At 36.0% G+C, this 16,360-nt stretch carries 19 protein-coding genes and 1 tRNA gene; 9 read left to right on the forward strand and 11 right to left on the reverse strand.

The genetic code is table 11. The annotated features are described in order from the left end of the window. Positions 1-34 precede the first annotated feature (34 nt). A complete protein-coding gene (locus A2003_RS07780) occupies positions 35-292 on the reverse strand; it encodes a hypothetical protein (RefSeq protein WP_004915370.1) in 258 nt (85 codons plus the stop codon). Positions 293-536: 244 nt separating this feature from the next. On the opposite strand from A2003_RS07780, the gene A2003_RS07785 reads away from it, so the two are divergent. Continuing rightward, positions 537-719 (forward strand): hypothetical protein, encoded by a 183-nt coding sequence (locus tag A2003_RS07785; RefSeq protein ID WP_075696419.1) that lies wholly within the window; start codon positions 537-539, stop codon positions 717-719. A gap of 44 nt (positions 720-763) precedes the next feature. On the opposite strand, the gene A2003_RS07790 is transcribed toward A2003_RS07785, so the two are convergent. The 6 genes from A2003_RS07790 to A2003_RS07815 form a co-directional block, all read right to left on the reverse strand. After that, entirely contained in the window at positions 764-1,327 is a 564-nt protein-coding gene (locus A2003_RS07790) for an FxsA family protein (RefSeq protein ID WP_004961505.1), read from the reverse strand. A 187-nt stretch (positions 1,328-1,514) separates the two neighbouring features. After that, positions 1,515-1,949 (reverse strand): I78 family peptidase inhibitor, encoded by a 435-nt coding sequence (locus A2003_RS07795; RefSeq protein WP_004961503.1) that lies wholly within the window; start codon positions 1,947-1,949, stop codon positions 1,515-1,517. Between the two features lie 205 nt (positions 1,950-2,154). Then, the gene (locus tag A2003_RS07800; RefSeq protein ID WP_004954745.1) at positions 2,155-2,397 is read right to left on the reverse strand and encodes a hypothetical protein; all 243 of its coding nucleotides are present in this window, start codon (positions 2,395-2,397) and stop codon (positions 2,155-2,157) included. Between the two features lie 355 nt (positions 2,398-2,752). Further along, positions 2,753-2,971, reverse strand: a complete 219-nt coding sequence (locus A2003_RS07805) for a cold-shock protein (protein ID WP_004915353.1) — start codon at positions 2,969-2,971, stop codon at positions 2,753-2,755. A 375-nt stretch (positions 2,972-3,346) separates the two neighbouring features. Next, complete coding sequence (locus A2003_RS07810) at positions 3,347-3,565, reverse strand: hypothetical protein (RefSeq protein WP_004961495.1); 219 nt, start codon at positions 3,563-3,565, stop codon at positions 3,347-3,349. 177 nt (positions 3,566-3,742) lie between these two features. After that, positions 3,743-3,819: transfer RNA gene (locus A2003_RS07815), tRNA-Met, on the reverse strand. A gap of 276 nt (positions 3,820-4,095) precedes the next feature. Here A2003_RS07815 and ruvC point away from each other — a divergent pair. Beyond that, positions 4,096-4,641 carry a crossover junction endodeoxyribonuclease RuvC gene (gene ruvC, locus A2003_RS07820; protein WP_039046964.1) on the forward strand — a complete coding sequence of 182 codons (546 nt, stop codon included), beginning with the start codon at positions 4,096-4,098 and terminating at the stop codon, positions 4,639-4,641. A gap of 3 nt (positions 4,642-4,644) precedes the next feature. On the opposite strand, the gene A2003_RS07825 is transcribed toward ruvC, so the two are convergent. Beyond that, on the reverse strand, positions 4,645-6,147 hold the full coding sequence (locus tag A2003_RS07825; RefSeq protein WP_125272760.1) for an NAD(P)H-hydrate dehydratase: 1,503 nt from the start codon (positions 6,145-6,147) through the stop codon (positions 4,645-4,647). 23 nt (positions 6,148-6,170) lie between these two features. Here A2003_RS07825 and queG point away from each other — a divergent pair, with 23 nt between their 5' ends. Next, positions 6,171-7,295 carry a tRNA epoxyqueuosine(34) reductase QueG gene (gene queG / locus A2003_RS07830; RefSeq protein WP_075696414.1) on the forward strand — a complete coding sequence of 375 codons (1,125 nt, stop codon included), beginning with the start codon at positions 6,171-6,173 and terminating at the stop codon, positions 7,293-7,295. A 79-nt stretch (positions 7,296-7,374) separates the two neighbouring features. After that, complete coding sequence (gene bioB / locus A2003_RS07835) at positions 7,375-8,364, forward strand: biotin synthase BioB (RefSeq protein WP_004915347.1); 990 nt, start codon at positions 7,375-7,377, stop codon at positions 8,362-8,364. A 48-nt stretch (positions 8,365-8,412) separates the two neighbouring features. On the opposite strand, the gene A2003_RS07840 is transcribed toward bioB, so the two are convergent. Both A2003_RS07840 and A2003_RS07845 read right to left on the reverse strand, forming a co-directional pair. Next, complete coding sequence (locus A2003_RS07840) at positions 8,413-8,625, reverse strand: hypothetical protein (protein ID WP_004915346.1); 213 nt, start codon at positions 8,623-8,625, stop codon at positions 8,413-8,415. A 124-nt stretch (positions 8,626-8,749) separates the two neighbouring features. Beyond that, entirely contained in the window at positions 8,750-9,097 is a 348-nt protein-coding gene (locus A2003_RS07845) for a hypothetical protein (RefSeq protein WP_004954754.1), read from the reverse strand. Positions 9,098-9,574: 477 nt separating this feature from the next. On the opposite strand from A2003_RS07845, the gene A2003_RS07850 reads away from it, so the two are divergent. The 5 genes from A2003_RS07850 (at position 9,575) to A2003_RS07870 (ending at position 15,134) form a co-directional block, all read left to right on the forward strand. After that, the gene (locus tag A2003_RS07850) at positions 9,575-10,108 is read left to right on the forward strand and encodes a fimbrial protein (RefSeq protein ID WP_004961480.1); all 534 of its coding nucleotides are present in this window, start codon (positions 9,575-9,577) and stop codon (positions 10,106-10,108) included. Positions 10,109-10,192: 84 nt separating this feature from the next. Next, positions 10,193-10,924, forward strand: coding sequence for a fimbrial biogenesis chaperone (locus A2003_RS07855; RefSeq protein WP_004915339.1), 732 nt, complete (start codon positions 10,193-10,195; stop codon positions 10,922-10,924). 62 nt (positions 10,925-10,986) lie between these two features. Continuing rightward, positions 10,987-13,539: a fimbria/pilus outer membrane usher protein gene (locus tag A2003_RS07860; RefSeq protein ID WP_125272761.1), complete on the forward strand. Its 2,553-nt coding sequence runs from the start codon at positions 10,987-10,989 to the stop codon at positions 13,537-13,539. Then, the gene (locus A2003_RS07865; RefSeq protein WP_286687122.1) at positions 13,536-14,570 is read left to right on the forward strand and encodes a fimbrial protein; all 1,035 of its coding nucleotides are present in this window, start codon (positions 13,536-13,538) and stop codon (positions 14,568-14,570) included. The genes A2003_RS07860 and A2003_RS07865 overlap by 4 nt, the downstream gene beginning before the upstream one ends. Before the next feature lie 270 nt (positions 14,571-14,840). Further along, positions 14,841-15,134, forward strand: a complete 294-nt coding sequence (locus tag A2003_RS07870) for a fimbrial protein (protein ID WP_042893690.1) — start codon at positions 14,841-14,843, stop codon at positions 15,132-15,134. Positions 15,135-15,186: 52 nt separating this feature from the next. On the opposite strand, the gene A2003_RS07875 is transcribed toward A2003_RS07870, so the two are convergent. Beyond that, a complete protein-coding gene (locus tag A2003_RS07875) occupies positions 15,187-16,212 on the reverse strand; it encodes a hypothetical protein (protein WP_039046970.1) in 1,026 nt (341 codons plus the stop codon). Positions 16,213-16,360 lie beyond the last annotated feature (148 nt).

Here is a 16,360-nt window from a genome sequence, read left to right on the forward strand (position 1 = left end):
TCGCATGATGCGAGCTTTTTTTATTCCCCAATTTTTAATTTCCAGAATTCATATTGTCTTGCTTTAGAACTTCAAAAATAGACGTATTTTGAACAGGCTGTTCTTCTTGATGATGTTGCGAATACATATGCGCAAGCTTCACAATAACAACTACAGCCAAACATGCTGCCACACAAAACATCCAAAGCCCATAAGGACTCCTAATGTGTTGCGAACCGCAATGTGGACACTCTTTATCAGTTGAAGCAACAACCTTGTCACAGCATGCACAATGATATTGATATAACATCATTTTTTCCTCCCGATTGTTATTTTTTATTTTCTTTTTACAACAATTTTTACCGTCGCACTTTTATCCTATGAGAAATAAATTAAGATTTCAATCTTGATTTATGACCGTACCAGCTCATTTAACAAAAAAAATATGTCATTTTTATGAAATCATTACAATCGAGGTAAATTCAGTAATTAGGTATTATTTTGATCTTTCACATAATTTTGCTAAAATATTGGGCTAGGATCAAAGAGTAAATATCATGACTCAATTAATTACTAAAGGTGGATTTCGCGAACGAGCAAATCGCAGTAGAAAATACAAACAATCAGAAAATCAAGTTACGACATTAGCTCCGACACAATATAAAAAAACTGCTGAAACACAAAATCTATCTGAAAATTTAGAACAAAGCACAGATACAGATACAAGCAAACAAAAATAAAAAAGCACGCTTTAGAAGAGCGTGCTTTTTTTAAAAATTACAACTTAGTTTACATCTTTAAATTCGATTTTCTTTTGATCTGGTTTCACTTCTCTCGCTTCACCATCAATAATGGTTGAATCGCGGTATTGACCACCGCCCTGTTGATTTTGCATTTCTTGCATTTGGCGCATCAAATCAGCAAAAGGATTTTGTCCAGCAGCTCCGCCGCCTCCCATACCACCCATCATTTGATCCATCATCGCTTGCTGACGTTTGGCCATTGTTTTCATCAAAGCATTACGAAAAGCTGTTTGTACAGAAGGAATCAACACCAATAAAGCAAGTACATCAGAAATTAATCCTGGAATCATTAAAAAGAAACCAGACATTGCTAATGCAAGTTTCTTAGTAACAGCAGGATCTGCACCTAATTGCCCTGTCATTTGCATCTGCTGCAATTGAGGCATGATATTAGCAGTACTATATCGAAAAAGGTTTAAACCAATAAAGAAAGCAAGCACAAACCAGAAGAAGACATACCACATACTTCCAACGAGGTCACCCACGCCAATCCATACTAAAACCTCAGCAATAGTACCTAAAACCACGATAAGAAGTAGATTCATCTCAAATCTCAAAAAATAAAAACTTGTGTCAGTTCAATTGATCATTCTTACATATTAATCAATACGAACTCAATAAATTAAGATATGGGTACAATTTCGAATTTATCAAGTTTTACGGCTTACCCTATTTTCAGAAACACTCTCATCTGAAGACATTCAAGATGAGAGCTTATAATTTTTATAAATGTTAGCCACAGCTCGCATTTAAGATTTTCTTAGAGCTTGGGTCTATCGTAACAGTAACTCGATTTTCACGATAATCCATTGTTACGGGCTGATTTGGTGCAACTGTGCGAACAATTTCTGATTGAGTTTTTTGTTTAATTTGTTGATCACTTAACCTAGACTGACCAATTAATTTTTGAGCCTCTTCCGCATCGCATTTAGGTTGATTTGCTCTAAAAAGCTCCCACTCTTCTACAACTTTACCATTCGGAAATTTACAGTATCCGACCTGACCATTCGCTTCATTTCTAATTTCTAATTGCCCACCTTGCTCTATACAATATTGGCTGGCTGGATTAGGCATACCAATTTTAGGAGGTGACACATCTTTATTTGGAGTAGATGAGCATGCTGATATTGAAAGGAATACCGTACTGATGATGAATAACTTTTTCATGAAAATAAATTCTTATGTGTAAAAAATTAAAGATATCAAAAAAATTTACAAATTATGTCGATGATTTGAAACAGAAAAATAATTTGAATATTTGTAGAATGTTAGCTTAACAATACAACTTATTAAAAAAAATATACTTTAGATGTATTTATGATCTATGCCATTCAAAGATCATTCTTATCAGGCTAAAGTTTCTAAATTATCTCTACTGGATAATGATGTATTCAAGCCTAATCGCCTGATCAACCAAATAATGCGTTTTTATTTTATAAAAAAAAGGCCGAGTATTAATCCACTCATCCATCTCTAGAAGTGCAAGTGTGTAACCAGCAATAGCAGAAAAATCTTTTGTTTCTATGGCATCCATAGGCTTATCCTTTTTTATAAAGCCTATCACATAGCAAACACGGTCAGGAAGATAAAATTTTCCCTCAACAGTCACTTTCATAACGCATAAAAAAGCACCCTTAGGTGCTTTTTAATTACAAACTTGTTACTAGCAAGACAACAAAGCTAAATAACAATGTCCCTAATGATCTTTTACACTGCACGTGAACTTCATGTTCAAACCCTTGAGTGTATTGCTCTATGTTATCCATAACCGCATGCTCATCAAATGTACGCTAATCTTTAATCTGCCGAAATAATCGTCGAATTGAAATTAGCAAAAAGTCGTAGAGCATGCAATAATTTTTACCATTGGGCTTAAACAATTAATTTAGCAGAAGAAGAAATTTGATAGATTTATGGTTTTTTACCATAAAAAAAGCCCACCAAAGTGAGCTTTTTTCTGCGGCATACTATTAGTTTTGAGCAACTACAGTAATACCAGTTGCTTGTGGGCCTTTTTTGCCTTGAGCAACAGTAAATGACACGCGTTGTCCTTCATGAAGAACTTTGAAACCATTGCTTTGGATTTCGCTAAAATGAGCAAAAACATCTTGTCCAGAATCAGCATGGATGAAACCAAAACCTTTAGTTTCGTTGAACCATTTAACTGTACCAGTCGCAGTGTTAGACATATCTTTAACCTATTTAAAAAATTCGGGATGCTTAGCAGCAAATAACTTGGAGTAATAAAACTTTGAGACTAAAATCTGATAAAACGAGAGGTTTAACTAAACTACGAAATTAAAGATTTGCTGAATCAACAGTGTTATTCTTCTAGTTAAGAACCACTATACACGAGTTTGCTTTTTACAAGCAATAAATATCTGCTTATTTATATAGATAATTTTCAATTATTATTTATAAAATTAGATTTTTTATATTTAACTATTGAATTATAAGGATTTTATATTAATAAAAAACTAAAAAAACAATTGTAACTAAGGGGATAATCCAATAAAGCCCAACCTAAAAATGTAACAATATTTCTATGTTAGGCTCAAATATGACTAATTTAGTCGATACAACTGGTTTGGTGATGTATAAAAACTTCTACCATCAAGATTAAATTCAATTTCTTGACCAGATTGTAAAAGGATTTTTTTTCCTACCTCAACCCATTTAAAGCCATTAAGCGTGCTTTGCTGACGTTTGAGGGGAATAATTTGTACATTAATTTCATTGCCATTTGTGGCAGTGGCAATATGCCATTCATTGATAATTTTCAAAACTTAAATACTCATGACTGAGCTCAAGTGACAACTTGGATTTACTACAACACTAGGTAAGGAAACAGAGCATAACTAGGATTTAATAATAATTTTAGCTTTTTAGGTTTATTTCAGCTAACTCGTTACTGTTTAAGAAAACAACAACGTTTTTATAGATCACAGAGCAAAATAAATTGGATGCGGGGGTTGGATTTGAACCAACGACCTTCGGGTTATGAGCCCGACGAGCTACCAGACTGCTCCACCCCGCATCAGCGAGTTAGCTTTATACGCCCTTAGCTAATTTAATGCAAACTTTTTCTCCATAAATCTTTAAAAACTAAAATACTTGCTCATATTTAATACAAAAAAGGAAATTTTTTACGTCATTCAAATAATTCAAACAAATTTTTTAAATCACACTCCTACTAGTCAAAATCTTTTAAATCGACTCTTTAAATGACTGAAATTTTTATCCAACAAAAAATTGTACAAGGCAAAAGGCTATATGTAACAATATCAACATTCTTTTATTTTTATAGTGCTGCATGTCACTCATTATTGGTATTGATCCTGGTTCACGCTTAACAGGTTACGGAATTATTGAAAAGGACGGTAATATGCTACGCTTTGTCGATGCGGGCACCATTCGTACAGAAACACAAGAAATGCCTGAGCGTTTAAAAAGAATTTTCGCTGGTATTGAGCGTATCGTTAAATTTCACGGTCCTACCGAAGCTGCTGTTGAACAAGTATTTATGGCTCAAAATCCTGATTCAGCTTTGAAACTCGGTCAGGCACGCGGTGCTGCGATTGCCGCCTTGGTGAATTTAGACTTACAAGTAGCTGAATACACAGCACGTCAGATTAAACAGTCTGTGGTTGGTTATGGTGCAGCCGAAAAAGAACAAGTCCAAATGATGGTGATGAAACTACTTAACCTTACTATTCAACCGCAAGCCGATGCAGCCGATGCTCTAGCTGCTGCTATTTGCCATGCCCACGCTTCGGGAAGTATGAGCAAAATGGCTGTTTTAAATGCATTAGGCGGGATGGCTCGTGGACGCAGTCGTTCGAGTAGTAGAAGACGTTAAGATTTACTGATTTACAACTTGATAAATTACCTTCCCCATTTCATGTGCTTGCAAGCCTCTAATCCCTTGTTCAGCGAGTAAATCTCCTGCTTGTGCATGTAAGCTGACAATTTCATGTAATGCGACTTGCTCATGAAATTGCGCTTTTAGACTCGCAATCATGCCTGCCAGCACATCCCCCATTCCACCCGTTCCCATCCCCGCATTACCTTGAGTGCAAATCCATAATTGATCATCTAATGTCAGACTCCCTGCACCTTTAAGCACCCATTGTCCTGCATATTTTTGTTGTAGCTGATAAATCGCGGCAATTCGATCTTGTTCAATATCTGCTGCTTTACAACCCAACAAAGTTGCTGCCTCACCTGAATGTGGAGTTGCATAAACATGTGCACTTAATTGCTGCGGATATCGTGCCAAAAACCATAATCCATCAGCATCCAATACAACTTCTAAATGTGAATTTTTATTAAGTAAATCAAACCATAATTGATAGATATTTTCAGCCCATTCATCTCGTCCTAAACCCATTCCAAAACAGACTGCGTCGACTTGTGCTAATAAATGTTGAATAAGCCCTTGATCAAGCCCATTAATATCTCTCACCATAATATTAGGTGAACGCGCTAGAATTGCTTGATGATGTTTAGAATGGCAAACCACTGTAACTTTGCCTGCACCAGCATGAAAAGCAGCTTCAGCAGACATAATGACTGCCCCCCCCATATCGGCGTGTCCACCGACGACTAGCACATGTCCATAACTTCCTTTATGACCAAAGGCTTTGCGCTTCGGTAAAGCAATTCGTTCAGGAGATAAATAAGCAAGTGGTTTTAATTCTGCATCAATTGGGATCAAGCTGACTAAATGCAGTTTTCCCACATACTCCTTGCCTTGGCCTGTAAACAATCCAGCTTTATATCCCAATAGGGTAAAAGTTTGATCTGCTTCTGTTGAACAAGGTAAAGCCTGACCAGTATCAGCATGAATTCCACTAGGAATATCAACTGACACTTTGAAACCTGTTTGCAGATTATAGAGGTGAATAATATTTTGCCATTTTTGATCCAGCATTCGATTTAATCCGATCCCAAATAAAGCATCTATATGACAATCGAATATGGGTAAGTCTTGGTTTATCTCATGTTCAGACAATAAATAGTCAATTGTTTGTGTATCAACTTTTTGGCTTTGTGCGTAATGAAATGCCTGTTGTAAATCCTCAGAATGACCTAGCTCTGTAGCAAACATGGTTACTTTAAATCCCTGCTGCTTTAAAAATGCAGCTATATAATAGCCATCACCTGCATTATTGCCCTGACCACACCAGACCGCGATATGGTTAATTTTTTTAGCTAGAAATTGTTTATTTAAGTTTTGCGCTATTGTCCAAGCTGCTTGCTGCATTAAACCTAAAGAAGAATTCCGTTGAGCAAACCATCGACGCTCCCATGCTTGTATACTTTGACTATCATAAACTTTGCTATGGTAAACTGATCGGTGCATGATTTTCTCCTTATTATTGGTTTATGGCTTCCACTTCCTCATCTCACAACACTTCTCAAAAGATTGAGATTCAGCAGCTTGATCCTCAAGAACTTAAAACATGGATAAAAGCACAAGCTTTGGAATTGGGTTTTTCTGATTGTGTCATTGCCAAACCAGATGCTCAAGATCAAATTCCGAGATTTAAAGAATATTTAAAACGCGGCTATCATGCTGACATGCACTATTTAGAGGAAAACCTAGATAAACGAGCCGACCCAACTTTGCTCGTGCCAGGCACAAAAAGTATTATCTGTGTGCGTATGAACTATCTTGTAGCATCGCCAAAGCCCCGTTATGTACCATTTGAACCAAATTCAGCCATTATCGCACGTTATGCACGTGGTCGTGATTATCACAAAGTTATGCGTGGTCGACTTAAAACTTTAGCTACACGCATCAAAGAAAAAGTTGGAGATTTCGAATCACGTCCATTTGCTGATTCAGCACCAATTTTTGAAAAATCCCTTGCAGAAAGTGCAGGTATGGGTTGGACAGGTAAACATACTTTACTCATTCATAAAAAATCAGGTTCCTTTTTTGTTTTAGGTGAGTTATTTACTTCACTCGATCTACCTTTTGATCAACCTGCGACAGCACATTGTGGCTCATGTACAGCGTGTATTGATATCTGCCCTACACAAGCGATTGTTGAACCTTATATGTTAGATGCTCGAAAATGTATTGCATATCTAACCATTGAATATAAAGGCATAATCCCAGAAGAATACCGCGCTGGAATTGGTAATCGAATTTTTGGTTGTGATGATTGTCAGTTAATTTGCCCCTGGAATGGCTTTGCTAAAACAGCCACAATTCCTGATTTTGATCCAAGACATAGTTTAGACAATATTAGCTTGCTCGATATTTGGCAGTGGGATGAAGCTACATTTTTAGCCAATACTGAAGGCAGCCCTATACGTCGCACAGGGTATCAATCATTTAAACGTAATATTGCAATCGGACTTGGAAATGCGCCATACTCGAATGAAATCGTTGCTAAGTTGCAAGAGGCAAAACCTTGGCACGATGAGATTGTAAACGTACATATTGATTGGGCAATTCAACAACAATTGCGACAACCAATTGTCCATCACATAGAAAAATGATGTTTTTTGCCCTTTGGCTTTGGCATGATTTCTGTATGATTAATCTCAATCTTTGTAATCAATCATCATGGATATAACAATGACCCTACGTAATGACTGGACTCGTGATGAAATCCAAGCCTTATATGATCAACCTTTTTTAGATTTAGTATTTGAAGCACAACGCGTTCATCGTCAACATTTCCAAGCAAATACCATTCAAGTAAGCACACTACTTTCAATCAAAACAGGTAAATGTCCTGAAGACTGTAAGTATTGCTCTCAATCTGCTCATTACGATTCTAAATTAGAAGCGGAAAAACGCATTGCTGTTGATAAAGTTATTCGTGAAGCTATTTCAGCAAAAGAATCTGGTTCTTCACGTTTTTGTATGGGTGCTGCTTGGCGTAATCCACATGAACGTGATATGCCTTATGTTCTCGAAATGGTTCGTGAAGTAAAAGCATTAGGTTTAGAAACTTGCATGACTTTGGGGATGTTAAACCAATCTCAAGCAGAGCGCTTAAAAGATGCTGGTTTAGATTACTACAACCACAACCTTGATACTTCTCGTGAATATTATTCACACATCATCAGTACACGTAGTTTTGATGACCGTTTAAATACACTTGATCACGTGCGTCAGGCTGGGATGAAAGTTTGTAGTGGTGGGATTGTTGGTCTAGGTGAAACTCGTAATGACCGTATTGGTTTATTACATGAGCTTTCTACTATGCCCGTTCACCCTGAATCAGTACCAATTAACATGCTTGTTCCAATTGAAGGTACTCCGCTTGCAGATGTAGAAAAGTTAGATGTTACTGAATGGATTCGTACTATTGCTGTTGCACGTATTATTATGCCTCACAGTTATATCCGTTTATCTGCTGGACGTGAATCCCTCAGTGATTCTGATCAAGCCTTAGCATTTATGGCTGGAGCAAACTCTTTGTTCTCTGGTGATAAATTACTAACAACACCAAACACTGGTGAAGGTAAAGATCAAGTCTTATTTGCTAAATTAGGTTTAACTGCTGAAAAACCTAAACCAACGGTGGCAGAACTCTCTATAGATGCAATGAGTGCATAAAATATAAAAACCTTGTCAATCGACAAGGTTTTTTCTGTACTGTTGAGATTAGATCGAAGTAACTAAAATTCCATATTTTGCATTTAAAAACATGCCTTGACGAATAATGTCTACGCCAGCAGCATGCGTTACGGATAATTCCTGTGTATGTACATCAAAATGAAATGAATCAAAAATATCTTGATGTTGCATAAGCCAAAAAATTGTATTGGCAATATTTTCATCTACCGTATAAGTGTCAGAATTGAAGTCTTTATTCATGAGATTCAATATTTTCAACTAAATTAAAAATATCATAACGAATAAATTTACTTAAAACAGCTATATAAAAAAACACTTAACCAAAGGAGATTCATGGTTAAGTGTATCAAGAGGAATTTCTAGATTATGCAGCTTGAGGACTAATAAGACTTTGTCCTGACTTCAAGCTGATCATCGCTTTAGCATTAAACTCTAAGGTTAAAACATGGTTATCAAGATGAACATGATATGCGTGAATTAATGGCTGCTGCCCTTCATCTGTCTCAAGCATGTATTCATCGGCGATATTTAAAATACCTTCAAGATTTGTTGTACTCGAAGCTCGGTCATGACTGAACAAGTCGTAGATCGTTTGCAAGTTAAAGCTTGTGATCAATTCTTGAGGATGATTTTTAATATAACTTTCAAGAAATAAAACAAATTTATGAGCAAAAAAATAGTAGTTCGGTTTATGAGTATAAAGCATATTCATTGAAAACTCCTTAGCTGATTTTTTCATCTAATCATGACTAAAACACTAAGAATTGAATCTTAAAAAATTCTTAAAACAAGTTAGGTGTTTTTGTAATCTATGTAATTTTCCCCACCTATATTTAGATTTTTTAAAAATAAGCTGAACTGATTTTTTATAGTTATTGATAAGAAAAAATGAACACCTTGATCAAAAAACAACTAAATGATTTGATTTTAATCACAAAACTTAACAGTCACCCTGAGATTATTTAAATAAAATTCACTTAATAACGAAAGTTTATTAATAAAAACTAATAAATAAACAATAGGTTATTCAAATTATAACAATTGATAAATTTAAGTATTAAATTTATGTGACGAAGTTTGCATTTTTTATAATGAATGGTATATTTCGCGCATTACTTGTTCAGCGCAAGAATTTAACTGGAAAAGTAATCTAATTCAAACTTTTAGCTGATGTATTAGAGAAATCATTATGAAAAAACTTGCTTTGATCGCTGCACTTTCAGTTGTAGGCATCGCAAACGCTCAAGCTGCTGACGGCACAATTACAATCAATGGTCTAGTAACTGACAAAACTTGTACTATCAATACTCCTGCTGGTAAAGACTTTACTGTTACACTTCCAACAGTTTCTAGACAAACTTTAGCAAATGCTGGCGATGTTGCAGGTCGTACTCCATTCCAAATCAACTTAAAAGATTGTTCAGAAGGTAAAGTTGCAACTTACTTCGAACCAGGTGCAACTGTTGACTTCAACACTGGTCGCTTAATCAACCAAGCTACTGCTGGTGCTCAAAATGTTGATGTCCAATTATTAGGTAGTAACAACCAAGTGATTCCAGTTTTAGCTGCTGGCGCTAGCGGTGCTCAAGCTAACTCTCAATGGGTTGATGTTGTTGATGGCGGTACTGCCGACTTGAACTACTATGCTGAATACTACGCAACTGGTGCATCTACAGCTGGTGAAGTAACGACAAACGTTCAATATACAATTATTTATCAATAATTATTGATCGCTGAGTTTCTATGTTTCAGAACATAGAAACTCTTTAATTTTTATAATCTTCCGCTTTTTCAGAGAATGTAAAACATGTCATTTCACGGTTGTAATTTTTTGTCTGGCTTAGCACTCTGTTCGATGATTGCCACAGCTTCGCACGCAGAAATTGTTATTCATGGTACACGTGTCATTTATCCTTCTGATGCCCGTGAAGTAACATTACAACTTAGTAACAATGGCTCTAAACCTGCTCTGGTCCAAGCTTGGATTGATGAAGGTGATCCTAAAAGTACGCCTGATCAATCAAAAGTACCTTTCATGATTACACCACCTATTTCACGTGTTGAAGCGACAAAAAGTCAGACGCTCAGAATTACAGCTCTGCCAAATGCCTCTACGTTAAATCAACAACAAGAATCTGTACTCTGGTTAAACGTACTAGACATCCCACCAAAGCCAACGGCTAAAGGTGGAGAAACAGTACCTGATAATTTTTTACAACTCGCAATTCGTTCTCGAATTAAATTCTTTTATCGCCCTTCAACGATCAAAGAAGATGCCAATTTAGCTGCAGATAAATTGCAATGGCAAAAGTCTGGGCAAAGTCTTGTGATTAAAAATCCGACTCCATTCCACATTACGATGACTTCTATCTTCCAAGTGAATGGCGATAAAAAAGTCGATTTATTGCCTCAAGGCCTAATGTTAAAACCTTTTTCAGAAGATCGTGTTCAATTAAAAACGTCATCTACTGAAAAAATGAGTTTTATCAATGTTAATGATTACGGTGGACGCGTCGAAAGACCAATCAAACTCCAATAATCATTCATTATTTCTTATAACCAATAATTTTAAGTACCTATACCATATAGGCGAATTTTATTATGTCAAAACGGCACGCACCATACAGATTATTAAAGCGTCATATTTGTTTTTACCTTACATCAGGCATAATCAGCATGACTATGCCAATCATGGTTTACGCAGATGAATCTGCTCCTAATAATGCCACGGAGGCTGAGTTTGACTCATCCTTCTTGATTGGTGATGCTCAGAAAATTGATATTTCACGCTTTAAATATGGTAACCCTGTTCTATCAGGTGAATACAACGTTGATGTCTACGTGAACGGTCAATGGTTCGGTAAACGCCGTATGATGTTCAAGGCGATTGATCCTAAGCAAAATGCAACAACATGCTTCAATACAAGTACGTTACTCGAATACGGTGTTAAACAAGAAATTTTGAAACAGACTCAACCTATTCAATCAGCTAATAGCTGTATGAAAATTGAAGAATGGATTGACGATTCGTTTTATGAATTTGATACTTCAAAATTACGTGTAAATATTTCAATCCCACAAGTTGCATTACAAAAAAATGCTCAAGGCTATGTAGATCCAAGTATCTGGGATCGTGGGATTAATGCTGGTTTTCTATCATATAGTGGTAGTGCTTATAAAACATTCAACAATAATAGTGATAATAAAGAAACAACTAATGCATTTATGGCTTTAACAGCTGGTATAAACATTGCTGGCTGGCAATTACGCCATAATGGTCAATGGCGCTGGCAAGATCGCCCGCCCGATAATGAAAGTAAATCAGACTATCAAGCGACAAGCACCTACTTACAACGTGCTTTTCCTAAATATCGTGGCGTACTTACCTTAGGTGATAGTTTCACAAATGGTGAAATCTTTGACTCTTTCGGATATCGAGGTGTAGATTTTTCAAGTGATGACCGAATGTTGCCGAATAGCATGCTCGGCTATGCCCCTCGTATTCGCGGAAATGCAAAAACCAATGCTAAAGTTGAAGTACGTCAACAAGGTCAACTGATTTACCAAACCACAGTTTCACCAGGAAGTTTCGAAATTAATGACCTCTACCCAACAGGTTTTGGCGGTGAGTTAGAAGTATCGATTATTGAATCAAATGGTGAAATACAAAAATTCGCTATTCCTTATGCATCTGTAGTGCAAATGTTGCGCCCTGGTATGAGTCGCTACTCTGTTACTGCAGGTGAATTTAGAGATAATGATATTCATCTCGACCCATGGGTTGTACAAGGTAAATACCAAAGAGGTATAAATAATTACCTCACTGATTATACAGGTTTTCAAGCAACTGAAAAATATGCTTCAGTATTGGCTGGTGCCGCATTTGCAACGCCAATCGGAGCAATTTCATTAGACGTCACCCACTCTGATGCTGATTTTGAAAGAAAAAAATCACAAACGGGGCAAAGTTATCGACTGAGCTACAGCAAGTTGATTACATCAACGAATACAAACCTCACACTTGCGGCCTATCGTTATTCGACAGAGAATTACTACAAATTACGTGATGCAATTTTAATTCGTGATTTGGAAGATCGCGGTTTGAATAGTTACGCTGTGGGCAAACAGCGTAGTGAATTTCAAATCACCTTAAACCAAGGCTTACCTGATGGTTGGGGTAATGTCTATATGGTCGGCTCATGGGTGGATTATTGGAATCGCAACGAAAGTAGTAAGCAATACCAAATTGGTTATAGTAATAATTACCAAGGATTAACCTATGGTATCTCAGCGATAAACCGCCAAGTAGATTATGGACCTAGTAATCAAACAACTGATACAGAATACTTGATGACACTGTCCTTCCCATTAAGTTTCAAAAAACATTCAATGAATGTGAATGCAAATGCATCAGAAGATTCCAGAACTGTAGGCGTGAGTGGAACTGTAGGTGATCGTTTCAGTTATGGATCATCAGTCACACATCAAGATCGTAGCAATCCAACGCTTAATGTAAATGGCCGGTATAAAACCAACTACGCAACAGTGGGTGGATCTTATAGTGTTGCAGATTCATATGAACAAGCCATGGTTAGCGTTTCAGGTAATATTCTTGCACACAAAGATGGCGTATTATTTGGGTCAGAACAGGGTCAAACGATGGTTCTTGTCTATGCCCCTGATGCAACAGGTGCTAAGGTTAATAATACGACTGGATTAAGTATTAACAAGAAAGGTTATGCCGTAATACCTTATGTGACACCTTACCGCTTAAATGACATCACTTTAGATCCTCAAGAAATGTCGACCAATGTTGAGTTAGAAGAGTCTAGCCAACGAATAGCACCATTTGCAGGAGCTATTTCAAAGGTTGATTTCGCAACCAAAACGGGATATGCAATTTATATTGCGACTAAAACAACTAAAGGTAGAAACCTACCATTTGCAGCTCAAGTTTTTGATCAAAATAATGAGTCTGTTGGAATAGTTGCACAAGGTAGTATGGTTTATCTTCGCACACAAAAAGCAACTGATCGTCTCGTTGTAAAATGGGGTGACGATAGTACTGAACAATGTGAAATAACTTACGATGTTTCATCTCAATTAGAGAAAGATCAAAACAACTTAATTATGACTGAGGCGGTTTGTAAATGAAGAAAATACTAATCACTGGTGCTTTGTTGACAACAGGTCTTGGTTTTACAAGTTTAGCAAATGCAGCTTGTGCACCTACAGCTGGCTTCACAACAAAAATAATCAGTATGGCTGTGGGACGTGTTGTTGTTCGTCCTAGCGATGAAGTTGGCAAGATCCTACGTAATGCAACTTTTGCAATTGATCCAAATAATTCGACAATTAATTGCACCCGATATTCAAGTGGAACTGTTCGAGCAGATTTAACTCAAAGTTATCCAGTCAGTCCTCTTGGCAATAATATTTATAGTACAAATATTCCTGGTATTGGAATTCGTTTATATCGTGAAGCACAAAATAACTCAAATTTTTCTGGATATTATCCTTATTCGAGAAATATCAGTGGTGGTTCTTCTTGGGGAGGCACTAATTATTCATTAGATACTGGATATTTTGTTGTTGAAATCGTTAAGACAGCTTCACAAACTGGTTCTGGAGCATTAGTCCCTGGTCAATACAGTCGATATTACCTAACCTCACACCCCAATCAACCGATTTTAACTAGTCATGTTTATGGTGATGCTATTACAATTGCATCATCTTCTTGCGAGATACAAGGTAATATCAATAAAGTTGTTACTCTTCCAACCGTAACAAAATCTGGTTTCACAGGTGTAGGCTCTACACAAGGCGCACAAACATTTGATATGAATATCTTATGTAATGGTGGAGACAATCCGACGGGTTATGAAGAAAAAAATCTCATTAGTTTAAGTTTTGATTACGTTCAAGATGGTACGAACAATCAAGTTATGCAAAATACTGCACCCGCATCTACAAAAGCAAATGGTGTAGGTGTGCAGTTACTTTGGAACTATAACAATAAAAATCAAATCATTAAGAAAGGCGACAAACTTGAATTGGGCACGGTGAACTCAAATCAAACATTGCAATACAATGTTCCTATGACTGCACAATATTATCAAACTGCCACTAACGTCACTGCTGGGACTGTACGTGCAATGGCGACTGTGACCATTGAGTATGATTAATTTAGATTGATCTAAAGTTTCCATTCACCTCAAATTATGTAAATTTAATTTGAGGTTTTTTTATTTTTTAATTACTACATCACAGATTAATTAAAATAAGAAAAATAACGCACAATAAATTAAAATTTGAATTAAAAAACAATTCAGCATTAAAAATGCTAAATACAACACACTTTTAAAACCAAATTAATCAAACAGTTAAATTAATATTGCCTAAATTATATTTTTTATGATATTTAATAATTAATACATTAAATAAAGGCATAAAAGATGTATAAAATAATATATAAATTTAGCTTAATAATAGCTTTCTTAGGATTAGGTTCAATTGCGAATGCAGCAAATACGATTCAATTCAAAGGAAACATTATAGTGGAAACGTGTTCAATTTCACAAAAAACAAAAGATTGTGAAGGATTAAGCAATATTAAAGACAATATCAAAGTAAATACTCATAATTTATCAAGTCTGATAAATGAATCACAAAAAAATGAAACTGTTGAAATTAATTTAGTGAAGGAAAAAGACCAAAACAAAGCTGTATTAATGGTGAGTTATTATTAATTTATTTTTTTCAATAAAAAAAAGCTCATCACGCGATGAGCTTTTTTAGTATTTAGGTCTTTGTGCCCTTACATACAATATCCGCTATTTTTCCAGCAGATTCATTAAAAATATAAATTAGATTTGGATCTGTAACACATACTGATGCCTGAAATAAGTCTCTCACAAATATCCAAATATTAAATTGAGTATCTTGCTGTGAACTACTACGTTGAGTTTGAGCATATTGGTTCGCTGCATTCGTGAAAATGCTACTCCATTTTTGGCCAAATCCCTCAAGTTGCGCTTCCGAGTACCCTCTGAGATCAATTACTTGATCAACACGAGTAGAGTTAGGACTGTAAATAACAATAAATGGTCCATTTGAATACGCAATACTAGGATGTAGCTTGCTTAACTCACTTGCGGCAAGTGCATAATCATAGACCTTTAAAATCTGATTACAATCTGTCGTATCCTGAGGAATCTCTTGAGATACTGGTACTTTGGTAACGACTTGCTCCTCAATTGTCGCATTATAATAGTTAGATACGTCCTCGGTTGTCTCTAGCTGTACAAAGCCTTTACACAATGCCATGTTCAACTTTTTGGCATTTACACTATTTCTAAAGAAAATAGCTGCTGAAGGACGAATACTATTCGCAACTGGAGGTAAATCCGCTAAAGTTGTGGTGAACTGACGAGACATGTAATCAGTAGAACTAATAGGTGTGATTACCATTGCTGGTGGCGGGGCTGGTGCTGAAACAGGATGAGTTGCATGGCTAGTAACAGTATGAACTTTTTCGATAGTATTAACTTTACATCTACTACCAGACTCAAATTCGATTTCAGTTAGACCAATCAGCTTTGTTTTCTTAATATCTTGATCAACACCTAAAAACTTAACTTTGTAGGTAGTACTATTATCAGACACAAATTTCTGACACTCTGGAGACTTGATATAAGCAATTCTTTCTTCTGTTATGAAAAATAAATCCTCTCCATCTTTCTCGAGAGTACCAGACACCTCTGCAAAACTTGAACTTGTAACAGTTGCAAGAAGCACACCTAGCCATATCCTTTTATGTATTAGCATTACACCATCCAAAAATAAATTTACATTTTGTAGCTAATTTAATACATAAGCGTTGTTATTGAAATTAGAACGATGAGGTTTTTTTGAATTAGTAGTAATTTTTTATTAACACAAACTGAATAGCCACCAAAATTCTAGACACACATAA

Source organism: Acinetobacter sp. GWC1_38_13, assembly GCF_001767535.1.
Classification (GTDB): Bacteria; Pseudomonadota; Gammaproteobacteria; order Pseudomonadales; family Moraxellaceae; genus Acinetobacter; species Acinetobacter junii.

Coding starts and splice junctions, on each gene's coding strand:
- A2003_RS07875 (WP_039046970.1), bottom strand. CDS start 16,212: ATGCTAATACATAAAAGGATATGGCTAGGTGTGCTTCTTGCAACTGTT.
- A2003_RS07855 (WP_004915339.1), top strand. CDS start 10,193: ATGTCATTTCACGGTTGTAATTTTTTGTCTGGCTTAGCACTCTGTTCG.
- queG (WP_075696414.1), top strand. CDS start 6,171: ATGGCTTCCACTTCCTCATCTCACAACACTTCTCAAAAGATTGAGATT.
- A2003_RS07795 (WP_004961503.1), bottom strand. CDS start 1,949: ATGAAAAAGTTATTCATCATCAGTACGGTATTCCTTTCAATATCAGCA.
- A2003_RS07870 (WP_042893690.1), top strand. CDS start 14,841: ATGTATAAAATAATATATAAATTTAGCTTAATAATAGCTTTCTTAGGA.
- A2003_RS07825 (WP_125272760.1), bottom strand. CDS start 6,147: ATGCACCGATCAGTTTACCATAGCAAAGTTTATGATAGTCAAAGTATA.
- ruvC (WP_039046964.1), top strand. CDS start 4,096: ATGTCACTCATTATTGGTATTGATCCTGGTTCACGCTTAACAGGTTAC.
- A2003_RS07840 (WP_004915346.1), bottom strand. CDS start 8,625: ATGAATAAAGACTTCAATTCTGACACTTATACGGTAGATGAAAATATT.
- A2003_RS07805 (WP_004915353.1), bottom strand. CDS start 2,971: ATGTCTAACACTGCGACTGGTACAGTTAAATGGTTCAACGAAACTAAA.
- A2003_RS07860 (WP_125272761.1), top strand. CDS start 10,987: ATGTCAAAACGGCACGCACCATACAGATTATTAAAGCGTCATATTTGT.
- A2003_RS07865 (WP_286687122.1), top strand. CDS start 13,536: ATGAAGAAAATACTAATCACTGGTGCTTTGTTGACAACAGGTCTTGGT.
- A2003_RS07790 (WP_004961505.1), bottom strand. CDS start 1,327: ATGAATCTACTTCTTATCGTGGTTTTAGGTACTATTGCTGAGGTTTTA.
- A2003_RS07785 (WP_075696419.1), top strand. CDS start 537: ATGACTCAATTAATTACTAAAGGTGGATTTCGCGAACGAGCAAATCGC.
- A2003_RS07780 (WP_004915370.1), bottom strand. CDS start 292: ATGATGTTATATCAATATCATTGTGCATGCTGTGACAAGGTTGTTGCT.
- A2003_RS07845 (WP_004954754.1), bottom strand. CDS start 9,097: ATGAATATGCTTTATACTCATAAACCGAACTACTATTTTTTTGCTCAT.
- bioB (WP_004915347.1), top strand. CDS start 7,375: ATGACCCTACGTAATGACTGGACTCGTGATGAAATCCAAGCCTTATAT.
- A2003_RS07800 (WP_004954745.1), bottom strand. CDS start 2,397: ATGAAAGTGACTGTTGAGGGAAAATTTTATCTTCCTGACCGTGTTTGC.
- A2003_RS07850 (WP_004961480.1), top strand. CDS start 9,575: ATGAAAAAACTTGCTTTGATCGCTGCACTTTCAGTTGTAGGCATCGCA.